Origin of the sequence: Paenibacillus oryzisoli, assembly GCF_001653565.1 — a bacterium.
Lineage (GTDB): Bacteria > Bacillota > Bacilli > Paenibacillales > NBRC-103111 > Paenibacillus_E > Paenibacillus_E oryzisoli.
The window spans coordinates 40,143-66,733 of record NZ_LYPB01000056.1 but is presented as its reverse complement, the minus strand read 5'-3'; the positions used below and the strand labels follow the sequence as shown (position 1 = coordinate 66,733).

Sequence of the window (26,591 nt, the reverse complement as noted above, 5' to 3'; positions counted from 1 at the left end):
GTTCGTCCTGAGCCAGGATCAAACTCTCCATAGTAGAAAGATGACTTGCTCATTTGAAGCTAGCGAGATTTTGCAATCTCATTTATAGTCGATTGCTCGACTGTGCTTACTCACTCGTTGTTCAGTTTTCAAAGATCAAATGACTCTTGTCCAATCCGCTCTCTTTCGAAAGCCGGAAGACCAATATACCACACTGAGTTTTTATTTGCAACCCTTAATTCCGAGTTGCTTTTTGTTGTGTTTCTTGTGTTTCTCTTGTTGTCCTCAGCGGCAACTTTTATAAGATACCACAGACCACATGTACTTTGCAAGTCTTAATTTCAAAAAAATTAGAGGCACCGAATGGCGCCTCTAAACGATGGAATTATTCGCCTTGGCGTTCACGCATCAACGGGAATAATAAGACATCACGTATCGATGGTGCATTCGTCAATAGCATAACCAAACGGTCAATTCCTATACCTAAGCCACCTGTTGGCGGCATACCATACTCAAGTGCACGGATGAAATCTTCATCCATTTCATGCGCTTCATCGTTACCCAGATCTTTCTCACGGAGCTGCGCCTCAAAACGTTCTCGTTGATCGATTGGATCATTAAGTTCAGTAAAAGCATTCGCGTGCTCACGTGCCACGATAAAGAGCTCAAAGCGATCCGTAAAGCGCGGATCCTCGGGGTTCTTTTTGGCAAGCGGAGAAATCTCTAATGGATGCCCATAGATAAACGTAGGCTGAATCAACGTCTCTTCAACGAACGTTTCGAAGAACTGGTTCACGATATGACCAAATGTCATATGCGGCTCAACAGAAACCTTGTGCTCTTTGGCCAGACCATGCGCTTGCTCATTCGTCATATGAACGCTGAAGTCTACACCTGTGACCTCTTTGATCGCATCAACCATGGAGACACGTCTCCAACCTACAGCCAAATCCACCTCATGATCACCATAAGGAATCGTTGTTTGGCCGAGCACTTCTTGCGCAATATGAGCAACAAGCTCTTCTGTTAACTTCATGATATCTTTGTAGTCCGCATATGCCTCATACAACTCGATCATCGTGAACTCTGGGTTGTGACGCGTAGAAATACCCTCATTACGGTATACGCGACCGATTTCGTACACTTTCTCCAGTCCCCCAACAATAAGACGCTTCAAATGAAGCTCGATCGCAATACGCATATGAAGCTGCATATCCAATGCATTGTGATGCGTGTTAAAAGGACGTGCAGAAGCGCCACCTGCGATAGAATGCAGCGTTGGTGTCTCCACTTCCAAATAGCCCAAGGAATCTAAGTAACGGCGCATGGATTGAATGATTTTGGAACGAAGAATAAACGTCTTCTGAACATCTTGATTCATAATCAAGTCTACATAGCGTTGACGGTAACGAAGCTCAACATCACTTAGGCCATGGAATTTATCCGGCAATGGAAGTAAAGATTTCGTCAATACCTCAAGTGATTTCACTTTAATAGAGGTTTCGCCTGTTTTCGTTTTGAAAACAACACCTTCAACCCCTACCATATCGCCTAGATCAAGAATATCAAAAGCTTTATAAATATTCGCCTCTAAGGCATCTTCACGCACATAGATTTGAATTTTCCCAGTGATGTCTTGCAGATGTGCGAAGCTAGCTTTACCCATACTTCTCTTCTGCATGATACGCCCTGCAATTCGTACCTCTACGTTCGCCTCATCCAACTCTTCTTTGCTCATCTCTTGATAAGCCGCAAGAATATCCCCTGCCGCATGCGTTCTTACAAACTTGCCGCCGAATGGATCGACACCAAGTCCGCGAAGCTCGTCCAATTTGTTGCGCCTAATAACGAGCAATTCATTTAATTCTAGTTCCTGACTCATGTTTTCATCTCCTACGAATTAGTTTAGATCCGTGAATGGAAAAAACGGAAAAAAGCTTCCTGAGGGAAGCTTTCCAAAAGGCTTGCGGCTGCACGCTACTTTTTAATATCAATAATTTGATACTGAATGACGCCAGCAGGTACTACAACATCAACGTTGGTGCCCTTTTGCTTGCCTAGAATAGCTCTACCCACAGGGCTTTCATTAGAAATCTTATTCTGCAACGGATCGGATTCAGCCGAACCTACAATGTTGTATTCTACTAAGTCGCCGAATTCCAAGTCTTTCAGTGTGACAATCGATCCTACACTAACCGTGTTAATATCGACCTCATCGTTATTAATAATCCGCGCGTTGCGCAGCATTTTTTCTAAAGTAATGATTCTTCCTTCAATAAAGGCTTGCTCATTCTTCGCATCTTCGTACTCGGAGTTCTCACTAATATCGCCATAACCGATGGCAACCTTAATTCTTTCCGCAACCTCACGGCGTTTAACGGATTTCAGATGCTCAAGCTCATCCTCTAATTTCCGTAGCCCTACTGGTGTAAGAATGACCTCTTTTTCAGCCATTGCCAACTGATCTCCCGTCATGTGAAAGATTTTCATATCGTTGAATCGATGCTTCCTGCTAGGAGTTGGGTCTTTATAGAGCTGATTCAAGTAGTATGAATTCACGTTTCATAATAAGTTGCTTACTCGTTAGTCTTTCAATATATGCAGGAACACATTAATATTGACTGATTATATTGCAACGGTTTCAAAATGTCAATGTCAACCATAGCTGCTTCTTTTTAATGCAGTACAGCTGATTCTTCGACTGTCCCAGACACGGAACTCATCGCAAGATGTTCGACATAGGCGTCCAATGTACGAACCATTTCATCCCGCTTCTCAGTCTCCATAATGATGTCTTTCACACGTGCTGCTCCTGTCATTCCTTTGAGATACCAAGCCATGTGTTTACGCATTTCCTTCACTGCCACATGTTCACCCTTGAGAGCAATCAACCGATCCATATGCAAAATCGCAATGCGGATCTTCTCTTCTGCAGACGGTTCAGCAGGAAGCTCGCCATTGGCCAAGTACTGGACTGTCCGGTACAGCATCCATGGGTTGCCTAGAGCACCACGCCCAATCATAACACCATCTACACCCGTCTCATCTAGCATGCGTTTCGCATCTTCAGGGGTCACAACATCACCGTTGCCGATAACTGGAATGGAAAGAGCCTGTTTAACATCGCGAATGATGTTCCAGTCCGCTTTGCCTGTATACAATTGCTCGCGCGTACGTCCATGAACACTAACGGCGCTGCCGCCGCCTCTTTCGACAGCTTTCGCATTTTCGACAGCATAGATATGCTCGGAATCCCAACCAATACGCATCTTCACCGTAACAGGTTTACTCACGGCTGCAACGACGGTCGCGATCATAGCTTCAATTTTATCGGGTTGGAGCAACCATCTTGCGCCCGCATCACATTTCGTAATTTTGGGAACAGGGCACCCCATGTTGATATCGATAATATCGGCATTCGTATGTTGGTCAACAATTCTAGCTGCTTGCACCAAAGTCTCTGTGTCACCACCGAAAATTTGGAGGCTTAACGGCTTTTCACGATCATCCACATATAACATTTCCATTGAGCGTGCATTACCATGTACGATTGCTTTATCACTAACCATCTCCGCACAGACTAAGCCTGTACCGAACTCTTTGGCAATTAATCGAAACGCTGGATTACATACGCCCGCCATTGGCGCTAATACCACTTTATTGGGAGCTTCGACATTTCCTATTTTCAGCACCGAAGATTCCACTCCTCTCATTTCACAATTACTGCGACTAACTCCTCGGGTTCTATGCCCAGAACTTGCGAGATATTTTGAATCATTTTATTATCTGGCTTGCGTGTTCCACGTTCAATCGCCCCTAAAATGGCAATCGATACACCTAATAAATCGGCTAATTCACTCTGCGTATAACCTTTTAGCTTACGAAAAGCGCGAATGCGCTGTGCTATTGAGCTTTTTTCCATAGGATGACGCCTTCCTTTCCTTCCAGTTTCTCCAAGTGTGCAGAGATAGATTCAAATAGAGACTCCTGCCGCGCGTAGAGAACCTCAGAGAGGGGCACTAATACAAAAGCCCGCTCATGCATCCGCGGATGCGGAATGATCAAGTCGGGGGTCGTAAGCTGATGTTCACCATACAAGAGTAAGTCCAAATCAATTGTTCGGGGGCCCCAACGTAAATCCCGCGTCCGACCCAAACGGTTCTCGATGGCTAGCAAGGTACTCAGTAACGCTTCAGGCGATAAGTCCGTATGAATTTGAATTACCATATTTAGAAAAGCAGATTGATCCACATAGCCAACGGGCTCGGTTTCATAGATGGAGGATTGCCCCATCACTGTTATCCCCGATTCCTCATTCAGCGCTGCAATTGCACCCTGCAAATAATGTTCACGCTTATCAATATTGGAGCCTAATGCGACATAAGCAACTGTGCGTTCTCGATCTTCGGCTGTCATTCCAATGCCCGCTTTCGGTTGATCTCTATGGTAACACCGTCAAAAATAACGGCAAAGGGCGGATGCGGCTTAATGACGCGAACCGTCACTTCATTGATACTAGTATAAGTATGCAAGAGCTCGGATGCAATGTTTTCTGCTAATGCCTCGATTAATTTGTACGTACGCCCCTCCACAATCTCCTTAATCAGGAAAAAAGCTTCGCCATAATGAACCGTTTCTGTCAAGTCATCGGCCTTTCCAGCTTTATCTAAAGGAAGCATCATTTCTACATCTACGTAGAAGCGTTGACCCAACGTATTTTCTTCAGGGAACACACCGTGATTGCCAAAAAATTGCATGCGGGAAAGAATGATTTTATCCATAGGGAAAGCCTCCAGGGTCGATATAACGATATATGTCCATCTATATTAAACTTAAAGTTTGCTGCGCAACATGGCGTCTGTCATAAGAGCTAACCGTTTGATAGCTTGAATATCGTGGACTCTAACGATTCCACAGCCCTGAGCGATGCCAAGTACGACAGTTGCTGCCGTTCCTTCAAGACGCTCTTCTGGGGGCAGCCCTAGGGTTAGTCCGATGACGCTTTTGCGCGATGTACCTAAAAGAACCGGATATCCTAGATCTACGATCGGACGCAGGTTGTTCATCAGGTAGAGATTTTGCTCGTAGGATTTGGCGAACCCGATACCAGGATCGAGAATGATATGCTCTCGCTTAACACCTGCATGAAGCGCCTGGTCTGTATAATGCTGAAGATCCCCAATGACATCCGGGAGAAATTCGACATATTCCGAGCTTCTGCGATTATGAGTGATAATGAAGGGGCAGTCATATTGCGCCACTACGGCTGCCATGTTGATATCCGCTTGCCCACCCCAAACATCGTTAATGATGTGGGCCCCTGCCTCTAGAGCATGTTTGGCTACTTCCGATTTGTAGGTGTCTATGGAAATAGGGATGCTGATTTCACGGCGAATCGCCTCAACGACAGGGATGACACGTTGTAGTTCCTCATCTACAGTTACAATCGCAGCACCGGGTCGTGTGGATTCTCCACCAACATCAATGATGTCTGCACCTTCCGCAACCATTTGACGGGCTTTGCGAACGGCATCTTCGACGTGACGGTAGCTGCCTCCATCCGAAAAGGAATCCGGCGTTACGTTTAATATGCCCATAATGATCGTGCGATCACCAATGGGCAGTTCGTGTCCTCTGCAGGATAACGTATTCATGTAAGGTTCACTTCCTGTTCGTTTACTGTGACAATGCGTAGCGTGTGGTCAAATGTTCCGTCACCGCCCCCCGTAAACCTGTGCCTACGGTATAAGCTTGTCCATTCGGCGTATACAAGGTGGTGACTGGCACGATTTCTTGAATTGAATTCACGAGAAACACTTCTTCTGCGTCTACAAGATCCTCCCAACGGTACAAACCGTCCTGTGTAGGAATTTGCAGCTGTCGTGCGAGATCGATCACATGCGCTCTAGTAATGCCAGGTAAGATACCTGTATCGAGCGATGGGGTGTAGAGGGTGCCATTTTTCACGAAAAAGAGGTTGCTGACGATCCCTTCCGCTACATAGCCATCTTCCGATAGCATAAGTCCTTCCGCGCCCGTAGCCCAAGCATACTGCCCCAGCTCTCTGCGAGCCAAGATGTTGTTCATATAATGAAAGGACTTAAACCGATACATGCCCTCTGGTGTATTGCGTGGCAGCTTCAGTAGTTGCAGCGCTTTGCCATGAAAGTAGGTTCGTTCATCCCTCGGTGGTAACGGCTTTATGTAGATGATTTCTGATGGCTTCGTATAGTCGCCAGAGGGAAGACCCAATACCTCGACACCAGCAGAAACCGTATACCGGATATATGCCTCTTCTAGATGATTAGCTTGGAGCAGTTCTTCGATGAGACGCATTAGGTACTGGAGGTTCGGCTCATAAGCGATACCGAGCTCATGACACCCATCCGTGAGACGACGAAGGTGCTCCTCAAGTAGAAATGGTTTGCGGTTGTAGGTTCGAAACGTCTCGAACAAACCGATTCCGTAAAGAAAACCGTGATCGTATACAGAGACCACGGCTTGTGTTTCTTCGGTTAAGATACCATTGATAGCGATAATCATGCGTTCGTTAAACCCCTGACTTCGCTGTGCGGCGAAGGAAGTTCCGCAGCATCTGATGTCCATGCTGGGTGATAATCGATTCCGGGTGGAATTGCACCCCTTCGATCGGATACTCTTTATGACGCAAAGCCATGATTTCGCCTTCGGCTGTTTGTGCGCTGATTTCGAGGCAATCAGGCAAGGTTTCTTTTTTGACAATCAAAGAATGATACCGTGTTGCAATGAAAGGTGACGGAAGTCCTTCGAATAAGGTTTTACCGTCATGGAAAATCTCCGAGGTTTTACCGTGCATCAAGCGCTCTGCGCGAATCACATCGCCACCGAAAGCTTGGCCAATGGATTGATGTCCGAGGCAAACGCCGAAAATCGGGATAATTCCTTTAAAATGATCAATCAGTGATAAGCTAATTCCAGCTTCATTCGGCGTGCAAGGACCTGGAGATATTAAGATATGATCCGGCGCCAACGCCTCGACCCCTGCCAAATCAATTTCGTCATTCCGACGAACGATAACTTCCTCGCCAATCTCTCCCAAATACTGAACAAGGTTGTACGTAAACGAATCATAATTATCAATCACTAAAATCATGCTAAGCTCCCCTTTCGTCTCAGCCCACTCGGGCCCTAAGCTCGGCTCATGCTCCGCTCGCTATACTCAATTGCTTTCCACATCGCTTTGGCTTTGTTCAAGGATTCGATGTATTCACGCTCTGGAATGGAATCAATGACGATCCCCGCTCCCGCTTGAATATGCCCCATCCCGTCAACCGCTACTAACGTGCGTATAATAATATTAAATTCCATATTGCCATTATAGTCAATCCATCCCATTGAACCTGTGTAGGGACCACGACGAACTGGCTCTAGTTCTTCAATGATTTCCATGCAGCGAATCTTCGGAGCGCCTGTGATGGTACCACCGGGAAAGGTTGCCGCAATGACATCGTAAGCATCCTTCCCCTCCGCTAACTCGCCGACGACTTCGGAGACGATATGCATCACATGTGAATAGTATTCGATGACCATGAAGTCTTTCACATGGACGGAGCCATATCGCGAGATGCGGCCCAAGTCGTTGCGCTCGAGGTCGACCAGCATGACGTGCTCGGCGCGCTCTTTGTCGTTGTCGATGAGCTCGCCAGCTAGGCGCAGGTCATCTTGTGCGTCCTTGCCGCGGGGGCGCGTGCCAGCAATCGGACGCGTCCGCAGGACGCCGTCCTCGAGCTGCACGAGCAGCTCCGGCGAGCCGGAGACAAGGGCGAAGCCTGCGAACCGCAGCAAGCCCATGTATGGCGAAGGATTTACGAGGCGCAGTGCCTCGTAAATCTCCTCCGGCGTCGTGCGCAGCTGCCGGCTCTGTCTGACCGACAAGTTGACTTGGAACACGTCACCTTGGGAGATATAGGCTTGGATGCGCTCCACCGCAGCCATGAACTCGGCTTTGTCGAAGGCAGGCTGGATGCCTGCGATGCTTTCGACGTCGATGTGCAGCTGCTCATGCGCCATCGCTGGCTGATCGGCGCCGCTCAGCGGTGTGCCGGACCAGTTGCCAGCGCGGATCGCGTGCCAGCGGACGAGCATGGCTTCGGCGCGAGCGTGCGCCTGCGCGTAGAGCTCGCTGAGGTCTGCGCCTGGCGCGAAGGGCATGTGTACCGCGATGAACAGGCTTTTCTCGGTGTGATCCAACGTCCACACCTGATCATACATGGCGAAGCTGTAATCGGGGATCGGCAGATCATTCTGCGCATGCTCTGGCAGCTTCTCAATGGTACGAATCACATCGTAACTCCAATACCCTACGCAGCCGCCTACAAACTTAGGGGCACCTTGGACTTTCGGGCTACGATAAGCGGACATCCACTGCTTAACGATGTCTAAGGGCTTCCCATGAAGGTGTGATGTCGTGTGACCTGTAATTACTGCTTCCAAGCCAGTGCCCCGCACAGTCGAAAAGGGATGCAACCCAAAATGCGTATAGCGTCCGCCTTTACCACTCTCAAGTACGAAGGAATCCGGCGAAGCCTCTTTCCACGCTTCTTCCCACGAGGCGATCCGATCATCGGCTAATCCTAATTTGATTACATACGGCAGCATGTTGTAGCTAGAGGACCATTCCTGCCATTGTTCCACTGTAGTTAAAATCATACTCGTGCTCCTTACAATCCGTTAATTCGTTGTCCATTAGTATACTCCAACCCTATACAGAAAAAAAGCCCCAGCTGTATTAGCTGAAGGCTTAATCGCTTATGCGTGAGACTCGTTCTTATTGCTCTTCGAATTGGTACAAAGGCGTGGACAGGTAACGCTCACCGTTACTTGGAATTACAGCAACAACACGTTTACCAGCGCCTAGCTCTTTAGCAACCTTCAATGCTGCGAAAATCGCTGCACCGGAGGAGATGCCACCAAGAATACCTTCTTCTTTGGCAACACGGCGTGAAGTCTCGAACGCATCTTCGTTCTCAACGGTAATAATTTCATCATACACATTCGTATTCAAAATATCTGGAACAAAGCCTGCACCGATACCTTGAATTTTATGAGGACCTGGTTTACCACCAGAAAGAACTGGGGATGCTGCAGGTTCAATTGCGTAAACTTTGATGTTCGGGAAGTTTTCTTTCAAAACGCCGCCCGCACCTGTGATTGTACCACCTGTACCGATACCGGAGATGAAAGCATCCAGTTTCCCATCATGTGCGTTGATCGCTTCCACGATTTCAGGACCTGTTGTTTCACGGTGAACTTTCACATTCGCTTGGTTCTTAAATTGTTGCGGAATAAAATAGGAAGGATTCTCTGCTTGAAGTTCTTCCGCACGTTTAATCGCGCCCTTCATGCCTTCTGCTCCAGGCGTTAGAACAAGATGTGCACCATAAGCACGAAGCAGGTTACGACGCTCCAAGGACATTGTTTCTGGCATTACTAGAATCGCTTTGTATCCTTTAGCTGCTGCAACTAAAGCAATCCCGATTCCCGTGTTACCACTCGTCGGTTCTACAATGGTGTCACCTGGCTTCAATTTGCCTTCTTGCTCGGCAACTTCGATCATGGAGATGGCAATACGGTCTTTCACACTAGCTCCTGGATTCTGATACTCTAGTTTAACATAAACCTCTGCACTGCCTTCAGGAACAACACGGTTCAAACGAACTAGTGGTGTATCTCCAATCAAATCCGTAATGCTCTGTACTAATCTTGCCATAATATTTCCCCTCCAGATTAAGTTTGAATGATTTCCGAGTTAATTAGTCGGTATTAATTACACTAATCTTAACAATGCGATTACGGGTTGTCAACCCATTTCTCACAATCACTTACTGGAGTGTTGCATCCACCACACTCGCCTTCCATTTACTGCGTAGCTGTGTGACAAAATCTTTCAATGGAGGCGCTTGTTGCAACGCAAGCTCCCTACGCACATTCTCTCGAATGAACGCTATATCTGGATTCTTCTTGTCCCGTCTACTCTTGAGTAAAACGACAGCATACCCTTGTGTTACAGGGATAGGCTTGCTCACTTCGCCAACCTTCAGCAATTTCGCTGCATCCAGAATCGGCGCTTCCACGAAAGGGTCATCCCCTTCAACCCAACCCAAATCACCACCCGTGTTATTGGTGGCATCATCAAGGGATCGATCCCTGGCGAGAATCCCGAAACTCTCCCCTTTGGCTAATTCCGCAATGACTTTCGTTGCTTGTTCCTTCGTAGATACAATGATTTGCCCAATGTTGTATTCCGTTTCTTGTTCAAACTCATCTGCATGGGTCTTTATGTATGTATCAACCTGAGTGTCTGTGATGTGAATGGCTGCCGTTGCTAACTTCTCAAGTAACAACTTATTCGATACATCCTCTAGGATTTCCTGCTCCGACATGCCCAACTGACTTTGCATGGAGTCATAAAACTGCCTTTCACTTTCGTATCCTTGCTGCATCCTTTTCAGCTCACGATTGATTTCCGCACTCTCTACCTTAATCCCCGTCTCATTTCCCTCTAGGCGAATTACTTCACGATCTAGCATTTGACTTAGCTGCTCTGGACCATAATGGCGTGTGAGCGCTGATTCGAGCTCATCCATGGTAATTTCACGATTTCCGATTTTGGCAATAACTCGTGTATGTTTCTTCTCACCCTGCTGTTCTGGCTCCGGTGATTGACTTGGTTCTGAATGGTTGATGGCATGACTGATCAGCAAGGATGCGAGCACGAGAATACATATCGCCATCGCGATGATGACTCCCCACAATCGCTTAACATTGCGCATCCTATTTCCCTCTTTTACTTCCATAGTACTGTTTGCACATAGGTACACTAGCTAATCAACAGATTACCAAGCTTGTTGCTCAATCATCCGTCGCAAATCTTCTCCTTCATACCGATACGCTTCATTACAGAAATGACAGACGACTTCCGCAACTCCCTCTTCTTCCAGCATCTCTTGAAGCTCTTGTTTGCCCAACGATATCAGTGAAGACTCCACCTTCTCCCGACTACATTTGCAGCGGAACATGACGTCCATCATATCAAGCTTACGGAAAGAAGGGAGCACGGTTTGTAAAATCTCTTCTAAATTCAATCCCCTGCCTAACATATTCGTGAATGTTGGGATTTGGCCTAACATCGCTTCAATCTCATCAATTTCACTACTCGTTAAACCTGGAAGTAATTGAATGACAAATCCCCCAGAGGCAATGATCGAATGATCCGTATTCACCAAAACACCAAGCGCAACAGCCGAAGGCGTCTGTTCAGACATGGCAAAATAGTACGTAAAATCCTCTGCCAACTCTCCTGAAATTAAAGGAACGCTTCCTTTATAAGGCTCTTTCATTCCTAAATCTTTCGTTATGTATAAAAAACCGTCTGTACCCACAGCAGCAGCAACATCTAATTTACCATTCTCTTTGAGGGGCGGATCTACAAAAGGATTATCAACGTATCCCCGTACTTCACCCTTCGCATTCGCATCCACCACGATTTGCCCGATCGGGCCATCCCCTTTGACTTGCACAATGAGATGTTCTTCTCCCTTGAGCATAGAAGCGATAAGAAGCGCCGCCGCCGCTGTTCTTCCTAAGGCAGCCGTCGCCGTTGGTGTCGTTTGATGCCTTCGACTAAGCTCTTCCGTTAGAAGAGTCGTCTGGACAGCGAACGCACGTACACGTCCATCCAGCGCTGTTCCTCGAATTAAATAATCAGTCATGTCCATATCCTTCCTTGTACAGCCTAAACATTCTTCTCATAAATCATTTGTAAACCTTGTAAGGTAAGCAAAGGATTAACGACCTGAATCGTCCTTGACTCGCTGGAAATCAGCTCCGCCAAACCACCCGTCGCGATTACTGTTGGATTTACATTAAACTCTTGAATGACCCGTCCAACGATCCCGTCAACCTGACCCACATACCCATAAATAATCCCCGCCTGCATCGCCGCTACGGTATTCCGACCGACAACACTTTTCGGCTTAACCAGCTCAATACGTGGCAACTTCGCTGCCTTCTGATACAACGCTTCAGTAGAGATCCCAATGCCAGGCGCAATGGCGCATCCTACGAGTTGTCCTGAGGCATCAATGTAATCGTACGTTGTTGCTGTACCAAAATCGACGATAATACACGGAGCACCATATAGCTCCAGCGCCGCTACCGCATTCACGATGCGATCCGCGCCAACTTCCTTCGGATTGTCCACACGGACGTTCAATCCTGTTTTGATCCCTGGGCCTACGATAAACGGCGCCCTCTTCAAGTAGTGTAAGCAAAGGTTTTCCATCGCATTCATCAATGGGGGCACAACAGATGAAATAATGACACCTTCTACTTGCCCAAAGGAAATACCAGAGTGTTGGAACAAACTGTGCAACTGCATGCCATACTCATCTACGGTAGCCGACCGATTCGTGCTTACCCGCCAATGATGCAAGAGTGTGCGTTCTTGGTAAAGACCGAGCACAATGTTCGTATTCCCGACATCGATAACGAGAATCATAGTGCCGTCTCCTTCCGCTCATTCAAATCTAATGAAATATCGAGCGCTGCTACCGAGTACGTCAGCCGTCCAACAGAAATCACGTCTACACCCGTTTCTGCCATGGCTTTAATCGTTTGCGGGGTGACTGAACCTGACCCTTCTACTACAATATGCGGCGCTTTACTTTTAATTATCGTTACTGCTTCTTTCATTTGAACTGGAGCCATATTGTCCAACATGATAATATCCGCGCCCGCTTGAAGCGCTTCGTGCAGTTGCTCAAAATTCTCAACTTCCACTTCGATCTTCATCGTATGAGGGATGTTCTGACGAGCCCCTTGAACCGCCTGGGTAATGCCACCAGAGCCCTTGATATGATTATCCTTAATCATAACCGCATCATACAGACCGAAACGATGGTTATAACCACCACCAACGCGTACGGCGTATTTCTCGAGCAATCTGTGTCCAGGCGTTGTTTTGCGTGTATCAACCAGTCTGGTCGGCAAACCATCTAAAGCAACCACAAACTCATGCGTCTTCGTGGCGATCCCTGACAATCGTTGCATCAAGTTCAGACTTAACCGCTCGCCTAACAGGATGCTACGTGTATTGCCTTCCACCTCAGCTAGTATGGTCCCTTTCTTAACAGACGATCCTTCAACCACTTTTGTTTCAAAACGAAGAGAAGCATCGACCACAGCAAAAACCTCCTGTGCGATGCGGAGCCCACAAACGATTCCATCTTCTTTGACGTGGATAATCCCTTTGGATACTTGTTCCAAAGGGATTGTTGTCAAGGTCGTGACATCGCCAGTGCCAATATCTTCTTCAAGCCAAAGGCGAATTTGCTTTCGCACTAATTCCATATTTATTTCTAACATACTAGATCCACTCCTCAATCCTATCTTCCCCACGCTGGAAAACGATATGCTTCCTCCATACGGAGTCATCCCGATCCGGGAAATCCTCACGATAGTGGCCGCCGCGACTTTCCTCTCGGGCCAATGCTGCTGTCGTTGTTAAGAGGGCTACGTTCAGTAAATTAGCAAACTCATACTCTTCACGTTTGGTCATCAACGAATCAAAAATCGACAGCTGTCTCGCCAATTCTTCGTATCCCTTCTGCAAGCCTTTGGCTGAACGCTTGAGACCCGCGTAGCGGAGCATGACTTTCTGAAGCTTCAACTTCTTCTCTACAACGGCTTGATTCGGAATCTCCGTTCGAGGGGCCTCGGATGCTGAACGAATCTGAATATCCCCCTGAAGATCAGGCAATTCCTGGATTCGTTCAATAATGCGACGTCCGAATACGATGGCTTCCGACAATGAGTTACTTGCTAAGCGGTTAGCACCATGTACACCTGTAGATGAGACTTCCCCACATGCAAACAGGCGGCGAACTTTGGTTTCACCGTATAAATCCGTTTTGACGCCGCCCATCATATAATGCGCTGCAGGAGCAACTGGAATCCAGTCTGTGCTCATATCAAGCCCGTAATTCAGGCAGTATTCATAGATCGTTGGGAACCGATGTTTAATTAATTCTTCTGACTCGTGTGTAATGTCAATGTAAACAAAGGTTGATTTGCAGTTCTCCATCTCATCCACAATGGCACGTGCAACAACATCCCTTGGCGCAAGCTCCAATTGCGGGTGATAACGCTCCATAAAGCGCTCTCCTTTGATGTTGCGTAAATAGGCACCTTCGCCCCGTACCGCTTCGGAAATGAGAAACCGCGGTGCGCCTGGATAGCATAGCGCTGTAGGGTGGAATTGGATGAATTCCACATCCTGAATTTGCGCCCCTGCCCGGTGAGCAATCGCAATCCCATCGCCGGTGGCGATGTCCGGATTCGTTGTGTAGCGGAACAGCTGTCCCGCGCCACCGGAGCAAAGAATCGTGGCGTTGCCACGCACAAACACACGCTGTCCGTTTGGTTTCTGCACGAGCGCACCGTAGCATTCGCCGTCTTGGGTAATCAGGTCGATTACAAAGTGGTCGTCCCAGATTTCAATATTCGGATCTTGCTTCGTACGCTCCGAAAGGGCTCTGACGATTTCCGCACCCGTCGCATCGCCATTAGAGTGCAGAATTCGACGCTGACTATGTGCGCCTTCCTTCGTCAAAGCAAATTCCCCGTTCTCTAGATCGAATTGGGTTCCCATCCGAATCAAATCTTGAACGCCTTCAGGTCCTTCATGTACAAGAACATCAACAGCTTCTGTCGAACAGAGCCCTGCTCCTGCAATCACCGTATCTTGACGATGATATTCTGGAGAATCTTCGTCTGAAATGACAGCAGCAATCCCGCCTTGCGCATAGCGTGTGTTGCTATCCAGGAGGGATTTCTTCGTAATCATAAGCACTTTCTTAGTCTCGCTAGCACGAAGCGCCGCGAATAATCCTGCTATACCCGCTCCAATAACAATTACATCCGTATGTATATGAGGAATAGAATCTAAATCAACATCAACGAGATATCTAGGAATCATGCCAGTTCACCTGTTCTTCACCATTAATACCTCGTAAAGCAACGTCAGTTCGTCTACTATCCGCTTATCGAATTGAAACTAGCCTTGCTTCACGAGGGCACCTAATTCTAGACAAGAGAGTAGCGCATGCTACTTAACTTGTAACATGCGCTCCAAGGACAATCTTGCTTTATCTGCTACGTCTTCTGGTACATAAATCTCTGGCTGCATTGTCTCAAGACACTTCACAATTTTCTTCAAATTATTCACTTTCATATTCGGGCATACTAAGTACTTCGTAGCAAAATGAAACTGCTTATTAGGACTGTCCAGACGCAATTGATATCCAGTGCCATCTTCTGTCCCTACAATAAACTCCTGGCAGTCAGACTCTTTGCAATATTTGATAATCGCTGTGGTGCTGCCTACAAAGTCCCCAAGCTTCACTACTTCCGGACGACACTCAGGATGAACAACGAATTGTGCATTCGGATATTGCGCTCTCATTTCCTCTACATCTTTAACAGTCAACATATCATGCGTGTTGCAATAGCCTTCCCAAATGATCACTTTTTTGCTTGTGAATTTTGATACATAGTCACCCAAATTTTTATCCGGTACCCAGATGATCTCATCTGAATCGACGGAATTGATGACATTGATGGCATTCGCAGAAGTACAACAAATATCGGTTTCGGACTTCACATCAGCCGAAGTATTAATATAAGCAACGACTTTGGCATTCGGATGCTGGCGTTTCAGGGCACGTAGACCCTCAACATTCACCATATCTGCCATTGGGCAGCCAGCCCGTTCGTCTGGAATAATTACGGTCTTATTCGGCGCAAGAATCTTAGCGCTTTCCCCCATGAAATGAACACCACAGAATACGATGACATCCGCATCGGTTTGTGCCGCCTTCTGAGCAAGCAAAAAGGAATCCCCTCGAAAATCCGCTACCTCTTGAACTTCGTCACGCTGATAATAATGAGCAAGAATAATGGCATTACGTTCTTTCTTCAATTGCAGCAGTCGTTCTTTGAGCTCGCGGTTTTGTTCCGCTTTGCGCTCTAATGCTAAGGCTTCCATGGTGCTTCCTCCCCTATCTGGGACGTAAGTATCGTCTCAATCGTCTATCTAAAAGTAGTATGATCTAAAAGCAATTAAATTAGAGATTTACAACTAATTTACACATTCTCACATCGCCTGTCAATGCGCAAATACACCAAAAAAACTCGGAATTCCGCGCACACTGAACGTGTACAACGGATTTCCGAGTTCGCATTGCAACTTACTCTTCTGTTTGATCCGGCTTAATCTCTTTAACTTCTTTATCTTTGTCAAACTCCAGCTTATTGCTCTCGCTAGCTTGGCTTTGACCTTGAATCGTAACTTTAACATCTTCCTCATCGGTGCTTGTGCTAAGCTTACCTTTTTCCAAGAGTTCGATGATTTCGTCTTTATCCAACGTTTCTTTCTCTAACAACGTTTTGGCAACAAGGTGGATCTGATCCGCATGCTCCGTAAGAATCGTGCGTGCACGTTCGTAACACATACGAATTAAGCTTTGCATTTCTTGGTCAATTTCGTAAGCAATCGCATCACTATAGTTCTGCTCATGTCCGATATCGCGGCCCAAGAATACTTGGCCTTGGGAACTGCCGAACTGCATCGGTCCAAGCTTATCGCTCATACCGTATTCCATAATCATGCGACGAACGATTCCTGTTGCTTTCTGGAAGTCGCTGTACGCCCCAGTGCCAATTTCTCCGATGAATAATTCTTCGGAAACACGGCCACCCAAGAGTCCAGTTACTTTATCCAGTAGCTCATTCTTCGTTTGCATCATGCGATCTTCGCCTTCTTTAGGCAGCATCATCACATATCCGCCTGCACGGCCACGAGGTACGATCGTCACCTTGTGAACCATGTCCGCATTCTCCGCATGATAACCGATAATCGCATGACCCGCTTCGTGGTACGCTACGATACGTTTCTCAGTTTCGGAGATAATACGACTTTTCTTCTGTGTACCCACGATAATACGGTCAAAAGCTTCTTCAACTTCTGCCATGGAAATATCTTTACGATTACGACGAGCTGCAATCAAAGCTGCTTCATTCAGTAAGTTCTCAAGATCAGCACCCGTAAAACCAGTTGTATAACGTGAAAGTGAATCTAGCTTCACATCTTTAGCAAGCGGTTTGTTACGCGCATGAACTTTCAATACCGCTTCACGACCCTTGATATCCGGACGATCTACCGTGATTTGACGGTCGAAACGGCCTGGACGCAAAAGGGCCGGGTCTAGAATGTCAGGGCGGTTCGTTGCTGCTACGATGATAATACCTTCGTTCGCGCCAAATCCGTCCATTTCAACAAGCAATTGGTTGAGTGTTTGCTCACGCTCATCATGTCCGCCGCCTAAACCAGCGCCACGTTGACGACCAACCGCATCAATTTCATCGATAAAGATAATACAAGGTGAGTTTTTCTTCGCATTCTCGAACAAGTCACGAACACGGGATGCGCCGACACCCACGAACATCTCAACGAAGTCAGAACCTGAGATTGAGAAGAACGGAACGCCTGCTTCACCCGCAACAGCACGAGCAAGTAATGTTTTACCTGTTCCTGGAGGACCATTCAATAGAACACCCTTAGGAATTCTAGCGCCAACTGCTGCGAATTTGCGAGGATCCTTGAGGAACTCAACGACCTCGATCAATTCTTGCTTCTCTTCATCTGCACCTGCCACATCCTCAAATGTGACACGTTTCTTCTCCTCGTTATATAGGCGCGCACGGCTCTTGCCGAAGTTCATCACTTTACCGCCGCCGCCTTGCGCTTGATTCAATAAGAAGAAGAACAAAATGAAGATAATGACGAATGGAATAATGGACGTAAGAAAGCTAATCCAAACGCTATCGCGTTCCATCGGCCCGTACTCTTCCGAAGGTACGCCGTTCGCTTCAATCATTTGTACAACTAACGGCTCGTAAGGAGCATGTGTTTCGAAGCTCTTCTTATCAGCACCATTAGGCGGGTTAATATACTTACCCTTAATTGAATAGGTATACCCATCGAACTTTAACACGACAGACTCTACATTTTTGTTAACAACCGCTTGTCGGAATTTATCGTAAGTGATTAACTCCTTCTGTTCATTCTGGGTACTGATGAAATGAACGATCCCCACGGTAACCAAAAATATAAGCAAATAAAAGCCGGTATTCCGGATAATTCGATTCATAACGAGCCTCCTCTCAAACGGCACACAATTATTATTTTACCACACCCCGGTAAAGCGCTACAACATTACTGCCCTAGTGCGCCTGCGGAACGTGACACTAGCTCGAATAGATCTCTGGTTTCAATATGCCGATAAATGGAAGGTTACGATACTTCTCTGCATAATCCAGACCATATCCGACAACGAACTCATCTGGCAGCTCATAACCTGCATAATCAGGTTCAAGTTCTACCGTTCTGCGTGCCGGTTTATTAAACAGCGCAACAACCGAGATAGTCTTCGCATTGCGACGTTCTAGCACATCTATCAGATAACTAAGCGTTAAGCCACTATCGATAATATCTTCCACGATCACAATATGACGTCCTTCTACGGGTACATCAAGATCTTTGATAATCTTAACAACGCCCGAGGATTTCGTGGATTGACCGTAACTAGATACCGCCATAAAGTCAATTTCCAAAGGCACTCTAATTTGCTTCACGAGATCCGCCATGAAAATAAAAGCGCCCTTCAGCACACAAATTACCAATGGATTCTTACCTTCGTAATCAGTGGAAAGTACATCCCCTAATTCTTTAATCTTGCCTTGAATTTGTTCTTCACTGTAAAGTACTTCTTGAATGTCGCTGTACAAGGATGAACCCCCTAGATTATATTATGAATCCTTATAAATTTACATTCTAGAAGAACGAAATTTACGTATGTTCCTGCAGCACTAGCTTCATATGAAGCACACGTTCTGTGTCTGGTCCGACCAAAGCGTGTTTGGACCTACGAAATCCAGCAATCCAGAGAATTCGTCCAGATGCATCGACCAGTAGTGGGATGGCCTCGCGCCGAGCCTTCGGCATCTTGGCATCAATGAACATATCCTTTACCTTTTTGGACCCGTTTAAACCAAGTGGTTCCAATCGGTCTCCCGATCTGCGGCTTCTCAAACAAAGCGGCAATTCCACGTGGTCAGCATCCAAAAAAACGTCGCTATTATGGTCTGGTGATGTGGCAGCTTGCTTATACGAGCTTAAGGGCATCCATGCGTAGATCAATTTGGCGTTCATGTCCGGTAGTTCCAGCTCATTCGATGTTAACCGGATCTCATAAGCATAAGGCTTAGGATCTGGTGCAAAGGTCTGAAATTGAATAGATCCATATTCTCTCACAATATAAATCTGTTCATCCACTTGGAGGACTTGATTCGACATTTGATCTTTAAGCATTAATTCACGCACGCGCTCAATTCGCGTATATACCAGCCTTTCCCTTTCCAAACAAAGACAGTTTAATATTAATTTAATCAAACGCCTTTGTAAAGCAACGTGAAGCTCGGCGAATTCACTCCGATTTAAGCGGCAGATGTTCGACTGAAATGTCACGATACGGCGGAAAATCTTATCCGTTTCTCCATCTAAATAATCATTCTCCGCTTGCATCACATCCGTCAATCGATTGAGTGACTCAGGAAGTTGTTCATTATACTGTTTCAGCATCGGCATCAGATCTAACCGAATCCGATTGCGGAAATACTTCCGCAGCTCATTGCTGCTGTCCTTGCAATAGGTAATTTCATGCTGAGCGCAATAATTCACAATATCTGATTTGTATATACGTAAAAAAGGACGAATCAGTTCCACTTTTTTTTCGCGCCTGCGTTCCGGCATTCCAACAAGCCCTGATGGGCCTGTCCCACGTAAGATTCGCATCAACATCGTCTCCGCTTGATCATCGGCATGATGAGCCAAAGCGATTCGATGTGCGCCGTACTGATTAGCGACTCTATGGAGGAATTCATATCTTTTCTCCCGCGCTGCCGCTTGCCCATTTAATGATGATTCCTCTATATAGGCAGGAACATCAATAACACCAATTTCACATGGGAGCGCTAATCCCGTTGCTAGCTCTTTAACGAAACCTGCTTCAGCATCCGATTCGCTGCCCCTGAATTGATGATTCACATGGGCAACAACGATCGTCCACTGGTGGGTAGCCGCAAGACGAAAAAGGACATGCAACAGCGCCACTGAATCAGGTCCCCCTGACACTGCGACGACAATTACATCTCCTGCATCCGCAAGTTTTTCTTCCTCAATTCGTCGTTCCACTCTGGCAACAAGATCCGTTTCCATCTCGTATTCCTTTCAGCCCTTAGATACCCTGCCCTACCAAAACATATAAATCGTTGCTCCACAAATAAAAATAGAGGCTGCAAAGCATATTTTAAGCCATGGCATCTTCAGCGTCGACAGGGCAATCTTCTTGCCCGCAACTAGTTTCTTCCATTCTACAATAGCTTCTTCCGACGTATGAAACTCGCCGCGTAAAGCTTTATTCAGAAAAGGTGCCAACTGCGCAGCAACTGGATTTTCCCGCATAATTGACATTACTTGATCCAACTCCCGATTTTGAGGGAGTGTCTTGATAAAACCAGCGAAGCGTTTGCGGTTATCCAGTGTTTTTAATAGTAGAATGGCAAATGAAAATAGATCGTAACTTTCCTCCGCAACCCGCTCCCCCATATTCCAAAACCCGCGATCATAGACTTCTGTTAATTGTTTAATCGCTCGTCCCTTAGGTGATACGCCTCCGAAATCAATCAAGTCCACATCGCCATAGTTAGATACAATCATATTCTCGACCTTTAAGTCTCCGAATACATACCCACTTCTATGAATTTCAGTGAGTTTCCGCAAAAGATTCGTACCTATCACAAATATCCAGTCTTGTCCGCGTCTATGTATAAAATCAGTTAGTGTCATTCCCTCAATATATCGCATGACATAGAAGGAGATCCCCTTCCCTTGAATCACCATATCATCCGAGTCAATCAAGAAGTTCTTAAATGAATTCTCTTTCAACGAAATAGCAAGCAAGGAATTGATTTCTGACTGATGGTCAACCGTCTCATATCCTGCTTTCAGTGCAAATCTAGCGTTCCCCCTTCGAACTAGAGCAACAATACCATTGGAGCCTGCTCCTAGTAAACGCTCGACCACATACACATGGCCATTCCACTTCCCCTTAATAACAGCCCCCGGGCGAAAGGCCTCATCATACCACGTAGTCACTCAGCATCCCTTCCTCAGTCGTCTTTGGTGAGAAAGGCTTTTCTGTCACGAACTGCAACGTTTGCAGTAGCGCCGGACCGGTTGGCGTCGTACCCTTCATGTTTATTTTATAGAACATCTTGTCGACATTTGCAAGCTGATTCGTCCAACCATGATCCATCTCTAGTTCTTGATCACTCGATTTAGTAGATGGAAAGTGGAAAACTGCAAGCTCACTCACGCCACTTCGTGCCCTTAAACTAAGCAAAAGGTCGTGAATCGCTTCACGTACCGCAGCTAGCTTCGGCTTCATACTAGCACTTGCATCTATTAAAAGAGCCACACGCAGTGACGTAGTTTCACTCATATTATCAATAACTTGCACGACCTCTGCTCGCTTCTCCGGCGGTAATTGCTCTAATTGTGAAATTCCTAATATACTTTGCAGTTCCTTACCCACCGCATGCTGGATGGTCGCATTCACCGTTTTCCGGGTCATCATTTGTACCGTATGCGACAACTGTTCGGAATTAACAATCCGACTCATGCCACCGCCTGCTGCTGCAATCTCCCGAATCTCTTCTGAGCCTAGCACACCTAACTCGCCATGATCAATCACACCAATGACATTCACAGCAACACCTTCTGCCTGCGCTTGTGCCGCCGCTATCACGGGACTTACACCAACATTGGAACAACCGTCTGTAATCAATAAAATTTGTTTCATCATGATCTTCTGCCTCCCTGGCCGATTAGATTCGCTCTCTAGTAGTTTCATATCCTAGTTTTTCCATTTGTGAGAGTGTCTAATCATCTTGCAGGCAGGGATTACGAAAGGTATTTATTCGACGGCATCCTAAGCCGCTTACGGAATGAGCCAAATAAGCAGAGGGCATCCCCCTGCTTATTCGCAGCGCTAATTCAACTATTGATTACATTAGCGTCTCCTTCGAACTTTCCATCCTAGCATCAAGCCAAATAGTACGAAAGTAAGACCCGCAAGCTTAACATAGAGATGACTAGACTCTCCAGTTACCGGCAACATTGCCGGCTCACCAGTTGAAGGAACCACTACGCCAGGATCAGGCGCTTTAGGAGATGGAACAGTCACTAATGGCGGTATAGGGCTAGGTGTAGGGGTAATAGACGGACCTGGCGTCAGACTAGGTGTCGGCGTTATGGATGGCGATGGCGATGGTGTCGGTGTCGGCGGCGATGGTGGTGTTGATGTTGGCGGCGTCGGCGTCGGCGTTGATGTCGTTGGCGGTTCTGATGTTGGCGGTGTTGATGTTGGTGTTGATGTTGGCGTCGATGTCGGTGGCGGCGTTTCTGCTTTGGTATTCGTATATGTCAATCTCTTATTCTCTCCTGACTGTAGGGTGAATGAATACTCCTTTCCATCTAGCGAATAACCAGCCGGAGCCTTTATTTCCTTAATCGCATAGTCTCCAGCGAGCAACCCTTGGAAAATGGCTATGCCATTCTCATTCGTCGTTTGGGTTTGAATGAGATTCTTCGTATCGCCAGACTTCCGGTAAAGCTCGTAGATTGCACCCCGAAGCGGCATTTCCCTGTTCGCAGCATCAACCTTCTTCACTTCCAACGATCCGCGAACACCGTTACCTGTGCCCGAACCTGTCGATACACCGACCACAATGTCTTTAACCGTTTCTTTCGTAATCGTAGTCACATTGTTTCCGCTGAAGCTCACGCTATTAGAGACTGACTCCTGATTACGGGCTGCTATAACAGACTGATATTCTAAAACAAAGGCTGTCGAGATCACACTCTTGAATTTCAAACGAAATGCCTGGTTCCCTTCTGGATCTGTTTGAATATCAACTGTGTAGCCGGTCCCCTTTACTAATTCAACATCCTTCGTCAAATCACCATTAGGAGCTGCCTTCATACTGAATAAATGAAAGGAATCCGATAGTAACACTTGATTCTTCGATGGCGTATCGAATATTTCCGCATCGGTTAGCTTCGATTGGCCCTGGTTGACGGTAATCTGCCAGTTGATCTTATCACCGCTTTGTGACCCGTTCTTACTCACGTATTCTCCCCCATGAGGAATATTAACAGAAGCTGTGAGGTCTTTGGTTACTTGATTGGAACCATCAAATAGCTTTGCTGTATTGAACACCCGATTAATAATCAGTTGGTTCTCTAAACTTGTAGCGAAATCAATGGTATACCCCTCTGTAATAGGATCGTGGAACGTTATTATTATTTTCTTCTGAGGCGTTACTTCATAGTGGTACCGTGCAGGATCCACCAAATCACCTAGTGAATGTGCACCGCTAGGAGCGATAACCATTTTGTGAATAACTAACGTGTTAGCAACCAGAGTCTGGCCAGACTCCAAAACGTCCTCAATTATGGCTTGGGAAATATTCTTTCTGTTATAGTTAACCCCTACGCTCCAAGAGATTTGTTTGTTTACGGCGTTATACGTGCCGCTTTTAAATCCATTTTTCTTCACTTCATTGAAGGGATTGAACTCCGCCGATACAGTCTTCGTATGCGCTGTATCTTGCCTGATCCAGTCTATTCTAGCTTGATTGGTAAATACATTTGCACTGCCTAATGGAAGTGCTAATTCAAGGTTATATACAGTATCATAAGTAATTTTGACAGGCTGAGAAATGGGATCGGTAAATGTTAGGGTGAATCCGACATCTGCGTCAACGCTACCATCAAGTGTGTAATCTACTGGACTATTGAGTACAACATTCCCTTTCTTTACGACCAAGGAACCCGGTATGAGTTGCAGCCCCTTATTAGAAAATGTATCCGTTACAACAACGTGGTCCATTTCCTGGCTATCTCCATTAATGACAATTTGCCATCCGACTACCTTCGATTGATAGTTGACATCACCTCTCGTCTTAACAATGCCTACTTGTGTGAAAGGCTTAGTGATTGTAGAACTGCTGTTTTCCCCCGTATAAACCTTATTCGTCAGAAGTCCATCCTCATAGACGGGGCCTATCGCTTTCGTGGCATAAACGATTTTATAGGCAGAAGAGATATCTTCAAGAAATTGCAATTTAAAGCCTGATTTCCCTTGTACCGTATGTAAGGATACCACGTATTTATCCGATGGCACTTCGCCAGCAAGTGCAGCAACACCCGTGCTATTGAATGTCACTTTATACACATGTAAGGAATCTCCCACCAACCCATGAATATCATCAAAAACATCTGTCAGATTAGCCTCTGATTGTGGAATCCCCTCTTCTCCACCGTTATACAAGACAGCCCATTGCATGGTCTGCGTTGTTGAATCATACGCCGTCCTTTCCTTCACCAACATTTGCCCTCGAGATACATTCACTGTTGAAGAGGCTCGAACAGGTTCAGCCATATTCGTTCCATTGAAACTCGCTGTATTCGTAAAGGAAGTCTTGAGCTTATCCGTAATTGGCGTTGTATATTGAATACGATAAGCAGATGTGATCGGACTCTCCGTAAATTGAATGCGAAGAACCCCGCTGTCGGTACTCACTGAGTAGCTGCCACTATCTAATTTCAACCCCTGTATAACTGACCCATTGAGTTGTACTTGTAGTTGGTAGACAGCAACCGTCACAGGAACCGCTAATCCTTCCGGAATCGTATCCGTAACAGCGGCGTTCTGTATAGTATCCAATGTCTTGTTCACATCCACTGTCCAATCAATCGACTTCGCATTATAGCCCAGAGGAGCGCCTGACTTACTGATTGTTGAATCTACGGTAGGCCTGAACTTGATGGTAAATATCTGGTCTCCGCTTCGAACAGGAATGACGATTGTTTGTTCCGTCGTCCCTGTAATCTGGCTCTTATTAAATTGTGTAAGGAAACTCAACGTTCCCTTCAAATCATCATGACTCTCAATAAATTCGTTAAAAGTAATCACCACATGATGACTATCTTTGTCGGCATGGAAATCCCCTACGGTTGAATTGTTATCAATGACAAGGGCACCGCTTACATCATTGAACAAAGTAAATTCCTGCGGCAGCGTAAAAGTGAATGTATCTCCGCTATGATAGCCATGACCATTGGGCAAAGACCAGCTATAGTCCAGCTTCGCTTGTGCGTTCTGATCATATACATTCCCCGTAACGACTTGACCGTTACTATCGTATACCGCCAGTGTAACACTATCTAGGATGTTGCCCGATATCTCCGTTGCATTCACTTGACTAGATAAAGTAATTCCATAAAGGCATTGCATAAACATCAAGAGCGCAATCAGCATAGCCTTTGTTTGTTTCTTCACCATCTTTGTTTAGCCTCCATTCCGATAATTGCCTATCCGAAGACAAAAAAGTGCATGTAAAGAGTTATGATACAAATTGTATCATAACAGGCATGAGAAAATACAGCATGTTTTGAAAATATGTCATTTCTATCCTTTCTATACGTCAACTTCTAACTATTCAATTAATTTTCCTTTCACAATTAAGCGATGCGTCGGGTCTACCATGGGATCACACGTTATTAATGTAATTTCCCGATTACCCTCCGTGCTTTGCAATACCCATACATCCGATGGCAGAACATATAATTTCTCCTCTACTCGGTAGACGAATTTCCGGCTTCCTGTCTCTACTTCAATTTCATCACCAGGGACAACCTCATCTAAGCGATTGAAATTTTTACCATAAGTCAAATTCCGATGACCAGCAATTGCATAATTGCCTATTGCACCAGCTTTCCCTGTATTCGCAATACTGGCAACTGCGACTTTCATATTATCCATGGTCGCCCCCGTGAGGATGGGAAGTTTCAAATCAATCTTATCAATACTCAGAACTCCCTCCATGTTCTTAGGTTTGGCAGGGGGTGGCTTCGCTGTCGCTATGACATTCACGGGCGCTTTACTACCACTGGTGGGCTTCGCCACAACGGACTCCAACTGCCCTGCAACAGCTGTACTTGCACTTGCCTCTGATAAGGGAGTCACAACACTCCCAACGGGTGCGGCATTCAAGACACCCTCGCTATGCGGATCCTCACCCTCCTCTTCCATCAACTGCCCCATCGCTTGCATGTTGTCTTGCCATTGTTGCAAGATTTGTTGCTGCTGATAACTTTCATAGCGATCATTCATCGTGGGATACAGAAACACCCCTACACCCAGGAGGATGAGTAATAAGGCAAACCATCTCCTGCTCATTCAACTACCCACCTTTCTTGACGCGCAATAAACGGCCACATTGTCCTCTTAGGACGTATTCAAGTATTAATGGAAATATATGACTAATTTATCATGTAAGACTTATACTTTCCACTACTCCAAAAACCGCACCGGCAAATGAGCCGGCAC

General features: G+C 46.2%; 24 protein-coding genes. All 24 read right to left on the bottom strand.

Annotation, left to right across the window (positions count from 1 at the left end):
* Positions 1-364: 364 nt before the first annotated feature.
* The 24 genes from lysS to A8708_RS11290 all read right to left on the bottom strand — a co-directional run bounded on the left by lysS (position 365) and on the right by A8708_RS11290 (position 26,441).
* On the bottom strand, positions 365-1,861 hold the full coding sequence (gene lysS / locus A8708_RS11405; RefSeq protein WP_057313278.1) for a lysine--tRNA ligase: 1,497 nt from the start codon (positions 1,859-1,861) through the stop codon (positions 365-367).
* A 95-nt stretch (positions 1,862-1,956) separates the two neighbouring features.
* Positions 1,957-2,433 carry a transcription elongation factor GreA gene (gene greA, locus A8708_RS11400; RefSeq protein WP_028557404.1) on the bottom strand — a complete coding sequence of 159 codons (477 nt, stop codon included), beginning with the start codon at positions 2,431-2,433 and terminating at the stop codon, positions 1,957-1,959.
* 221 nt (positions 2,434-2,654) lie between these two features.
* On the bottom strand, positions 2,655-3,671 hold the full coding sequence (dusB, locus tag A8708_RS11395) for a tRNA dihydrouridine synthase DusB (RefSeq protein ID WP_068663604.1): 1,017 nt from the start codon (positions 3,669-3,671) through the stop codon (positions 2,655-2,657).
* A gap of 17 nt (positions 3,672-3,688) precedes the next feature.
* On the bottom strand, positions 3,689-3,901 hold the full coding sequence (locus A8708_RS11390; protein WP_068663599.1) for a helix-turn-helix domain-containing protein: 213 nt from the start codon (positions 3,899-3,901) through the stop codon (positions 3,689-3,691).
* Positions 3,883-4,395, bottom strand: coding sequence for a 2-amino-4-hydroxy-6-hydroxymethyldihydropteridine diphosphokinase (gene folK, locus A8708_RS11385; protein WP_068663598.1), 513 nt, complete (start codon positions 4,393-4,395; stop codon positions 3,883-3,885). The genes A8708_RS11390 and folK overlap by 19 nt, the downstream gene beginning before the upstream one ends.
* A complete protein-coding gene (gene folB / locus A8708_RS11380) occupies positions 4,392-4,760 on the bottom strand; it encodes a dihydroneopterin aldolase (protein WP_068663597.1) in 369 nt (122 codons plus the stop codon). Before folB ends, folK begins: the two co-directional genes overlap by 4 nt.
* Before the next feature lie 51 nt (positions 4,761-4,811).
* A complete protein-coding gene (folP, locus tag A8708_RS11375) occupies positions 4,812-5,633 on the bottom strand; it encodes a dihydropteroate synthase (RefSeq protein ID WP_068663596.1) in 822 nt (273 codons plus the stop codon).
* Between the two features lie 22 nt (positions 5,634-5,655).
* Positions 5,656-6,522: an aminodeoxychorismate lyase gene (gene pabC, locus A8708_RS11370; RefSeq protein ID WP_068663595.1), complete on the bottom strand. Its 867-nt coding sequence runs from the start codon at positions 6,520-6,522 to the stop codon at positions 5,656-5,658.
* A gap of 7 nt (positions 6,523-6,529) precedes the next feature.
* On the bottom strand, positions 6,530-7,111 hold the full coding sequence (pabA, locus tag A8708_RS11365) for an aminodeoxychorismate/anthranilate synthase component II (protein ID WP_068663594.1): 582 nt from the start codon (positions 7,109-7,111) through the stop codon (positions 6,530-6,532).
* Positions 7,112-7,146: 35 nt separating this feature from the next.
* Complete coding sequence (locus A8708_RS37070) at positions 7,147-8,667, bottom strand: anthranilate synthase component I family protein (RefSeq protein WP_068663593.1); 1,521 nt, start codon at positions 8,665-8,667, stop codon at positions 7,147-7,149.
* A gap of 118 nt (positions 8,668-8,785) precedes the next feature.
* Complete coding sequence (cysK, locus tag A8708_RS11355) at positions 8,786-9,727, bottom strand: cysteine synthase A (protein ID WP_068663592.1); 942 nt, start codon at positions 9,725-9,727, stop codon at positions 8,786-8,788.
* 112 nt (positions 9,728-9,839) lie between these two features.
* Positions 9,840-10,790: a peptidyl-prolyl cis-trans isomerase gene (locus tag A8708_RS11350; RefSeq protein WP_068663591.1), complete on the bottom strand. Its 951-nt coding sequence runs from the start codon at positions 10,788-10,790 to the stop codon at positions 9,840-9,842.
* Between the two features lie 63 nt (positions 10,791-10,853).
* Positions 10,854-11,729 (bottom strand): Hsp33 family molecular chaperone HslO, encoded by an 876-nt coding sequence (gene hslO / locus A8708_RS11345; RefSeq protein WP_068663590.1) that lies wholly within the window; start codon positions 11,727-11,729, stop codon positions 10,854-10,856.
* A gap of 23 nt (positions 11,730-11,752) precedes the next feature.
* Positions 11,753-12,517, bottom strand: coding sequence for a type III pantothenate kinase (locus A8708_RS11340; RefSeq protein ID WP_068663589.1), 765 nt, complete (start codon positions 12,515-12,517; stop codon positions 11,753-11,755).
* Positions 12,514-13,383, bottom strand: coding sequence for a carboxylating nicotinate-nucleotide diphosphorylase (gene nadC / locus A8708_RS11335; protein ID WP_068663588.1), 870 nt, complete (start codon positions 13,381-13,383; stop codon positions 12,514-12,516). Before nadC ends, A8708_RS11340 begins: the two co-directional genes overlap by 4 nt.
* 1 nt (position 13,384) lies before the next feature.
* A complete protein-coding gene (nadB, locus tag A8708_RS11330; RefSeq protein WP_068663587.1) occupies positions 13,385-14,995 on the bottom strand; it encodes an L-aspartate oxidase in 1,611 nt (536 codons plus the stop codon).
* A gap of 129 nt (positions 14,996-15,124) precedes the next feature.
* The gene (nadA, locus tag A8708_RS11325; RefSeq protein ID WP_028557389.1) at positions 15,125-16,063 is read right to left on the bottom strand and encodes a quinolinate synthase NadA; all 939 of its coding nucleotides are present in this window, start codon (positions 16,061-16,063) and stop codon (positions 15,125-15,127) included.
* 202 nt (positions 16,064-16,265) lie between these two features.
* The gene (gene ftsH, locus A8708_RS11320) at positions 16,266-18,227 is read right to left on the bottom strand and encodes an ATP-dependent zinc metalloprotease FtsH (RefSeq protein WP_068663586.1); all 1,962 of its coding nucleotides are present in this window, start codon (positions 18,225-18,227) and stop codon (positions 16,266-16,268) included.
* Positions 18,228-18,324: 97 nt separating this feature from the next.
* Positions 18,325-18,864 (bottom strand): hypoxanthine phosphoribosyltransferase, encoded by a 540-nt coding sequence (hpt, locus tag A8708_RS11315; protein ID WP_068663585.1) that lies wholly within the window; start codon positions 18,862-18,864, stop codon positions 18,325-18,327.
* A 61-nt stretch (positions 18,865-18,925) separates the two neighbouring features.
* Complete coding sequence (gene tilS, locus A8708_RS11310; protein ID WP_068663584.1) at positions 18,926-20,353, bottom strand: tRNA lysidine(34) synthetase TilS; 1,428 nt, start codon at positions 20,351-20,353, stop codon at positions 18,926-18,928.
* A gap of 33 nt (positions 20,354-20,386) precedes the next feature.
* A complete protein-coding gene (locus tag A8708_RS11305) occupies positions 20,387-21,292 on the bottom strand; it encodes a protein kinase domain-containing protein (RefSeq protein ID WP_068663583.1) in 906 nt (301 codons plus the stop codon).
* The gene (locus A8708_RS11300) at positions 21,276-21,998 is read right to left on the bottom strand and encodes a vWA domain-containing protein (protein ID WP_057313332.1); all 723 of its coding nucleotides are present in this window, start codon (positions 21,996-21,998) and stop codon (positions 21,276-21,278) included. The genes A8708_RS11305 and A8708_RS11300 overlap by 17 nt, the downstream gene beginning before the upstream one ends.
* Positions 21,999-22,208: 210 nt before the next feature.
* Positions 22,209-25,544, bottom strand: coding sequence for a collagen binding domain-containing protein (locus A8708_RS11295; protein ID WP_068663582.1), 3,336 nt, complete (start codon positions 25,542-25,544; stop codon positions 22,209-22,211).
* A gap of 153 nt (positions 25,545-25,697) precedes the next feature.
* Complete coding sequence (locus tag A8708_RS11290) at positions 25,698-26,441, bottom strand: class D sortase (protein WP_068663581.1); 744 nt, start codon at positions 26,439-26,441, stop codon at positions 25,698-25,700.
* Between the last annotated feature and the right edge of the window lie 150 nt (positions 26,442-26,591).

Coding starts and splice junctions, on each gene's coding strand:
- folK (WP_068663598.1), bottom strand. CDS start 4,395: ATGACAGCCGAAGATCGAGAACGCACAGTTGCTTATGTCGCATTAGGC.
- greA (WP_028557404.1), bottom strand. CDS start 2,433: ATGGCTGAAAAAGAGGTCATTCTTACACCAGTAGGGCTACGGAAATTA.
- A8708_RS11300 (WP_057313332.1), bottom strand. CDS start 21,998: ATGAAACAAATTTTATTGATTACAGACGGTTGTTCCAATGTTGGTGTA.
- nadB (WP_068663587.1), bottom strand. CDS start 14,995: ATGATTCCTAGATATCTCGTTGATGTTGATTTAGATTCTATTCCTCAT.
- folP (WP_068663596.1), bottom strand. CDS start 5,633: ATGAATACGTTATCCTGCAGAGGACACGAACTGCCCATTGGTGATCGC.
- A8708_RS11350 (WP_068663591.1), bottom strand. CDS start 10,790: ATGCGCAATGTTAAGCGATTGTGGGGAGTCATCATCGCGATGGCGATA.
- A8708_RS11340 (WP_068663589.1), bottom strand. CDS start 12,517: ATGATTCTCGTTATCGATGTCGGGAATACGAACATTGTGCTCGGTCTT.
- A8708_RS11290 (WP_068663581.1), bottom strand. CDS start 26,441: ATGAGCAGGAGATGGTTTGCCTTATTACTCATCCTCCTGGGTGTAGGG.
- A8708_RS11390 (WP_068663599.1), bottom strand. CDS start 3,901: ATGGAAAAAAGCTCAATAGCACAGCGCATTCGCGCTTTTCGTAAGCTA.
- pabA (WP_068663594.1), bottom strand. CDS start 7,111: ATGATTTTAGTGATTGATAATTATGATTCGTTTACGTACAACCTTGTT.
- cysK (WP_068663592.1), bottom strand. CDS start 9,727: ATGGCAAGATTAGTACAGAGCATTACGGATTTGATTGGAGATACACCA.
- folB (WP_068663597.1), bottom strand. CDS start 4,760: ATGGATAAAATCATTCTTTCCCGCATGCAATTTTTTGGCAATCACGGT.
- pabC (WP_068663595.1), bottom strand. CDS start 6,522: ATGATTATCGCTATCAATGGTATCTTAACCGAAGAAACACAAGCCGTG.
- lysS (WP_057313278.1), bottom strand. CDS start 1,861: ATGAGTCAGGAACTAGAATTAAATGAATTGCTCGTTATTAGGCGCAAC.
- nadC (WP_068663588.1), bottom strand. CDS start 13,383: ATGTTAGAAATAAATATGGAATTAGTGCGAAAGCAAATTCGCCTTTGG.
- A8708_RS11295 (WP_068663582.1), bottom strand. CDS start 25,544: ATGGTGAAGAAACAAACAAAGGCTATGCTGATTGCGCTCTTGATGTTT.
- hslO (WP_068663590.1), bottom strand. CDS start 11,729: ATGACTGATTATTTAATTCGAGGAACAGCGCTGGATGGACGTGTACGT.
- tilS (WP_068663584.1), bottom strand. CDS start 20,353: ATGGAAACGGATCTTGTTGCCAGAGTGGAACGACGAATTGAGGAAGAA.
- A8708_RS37070 (WP_068663593.1), bottom strand. CDS start 8,667: ATGATTTTAACTACAGTGGAACAATGGCAGGAATGGTCCTCTAGCTAC.
- ftsH (WP_068663586.1), bottom strand. CDS start 18,227: ATGAATCGAATTATCCGGAATACCGGCTTTTATTTGCTTATATTTTTG.
- nadA (WP_028557389.1), bottom strand. CDS start 16,063: ATGGAAGCCTTAGCATTAGAGCGCAAAGCGGAACAAAACCGCGAGCTC.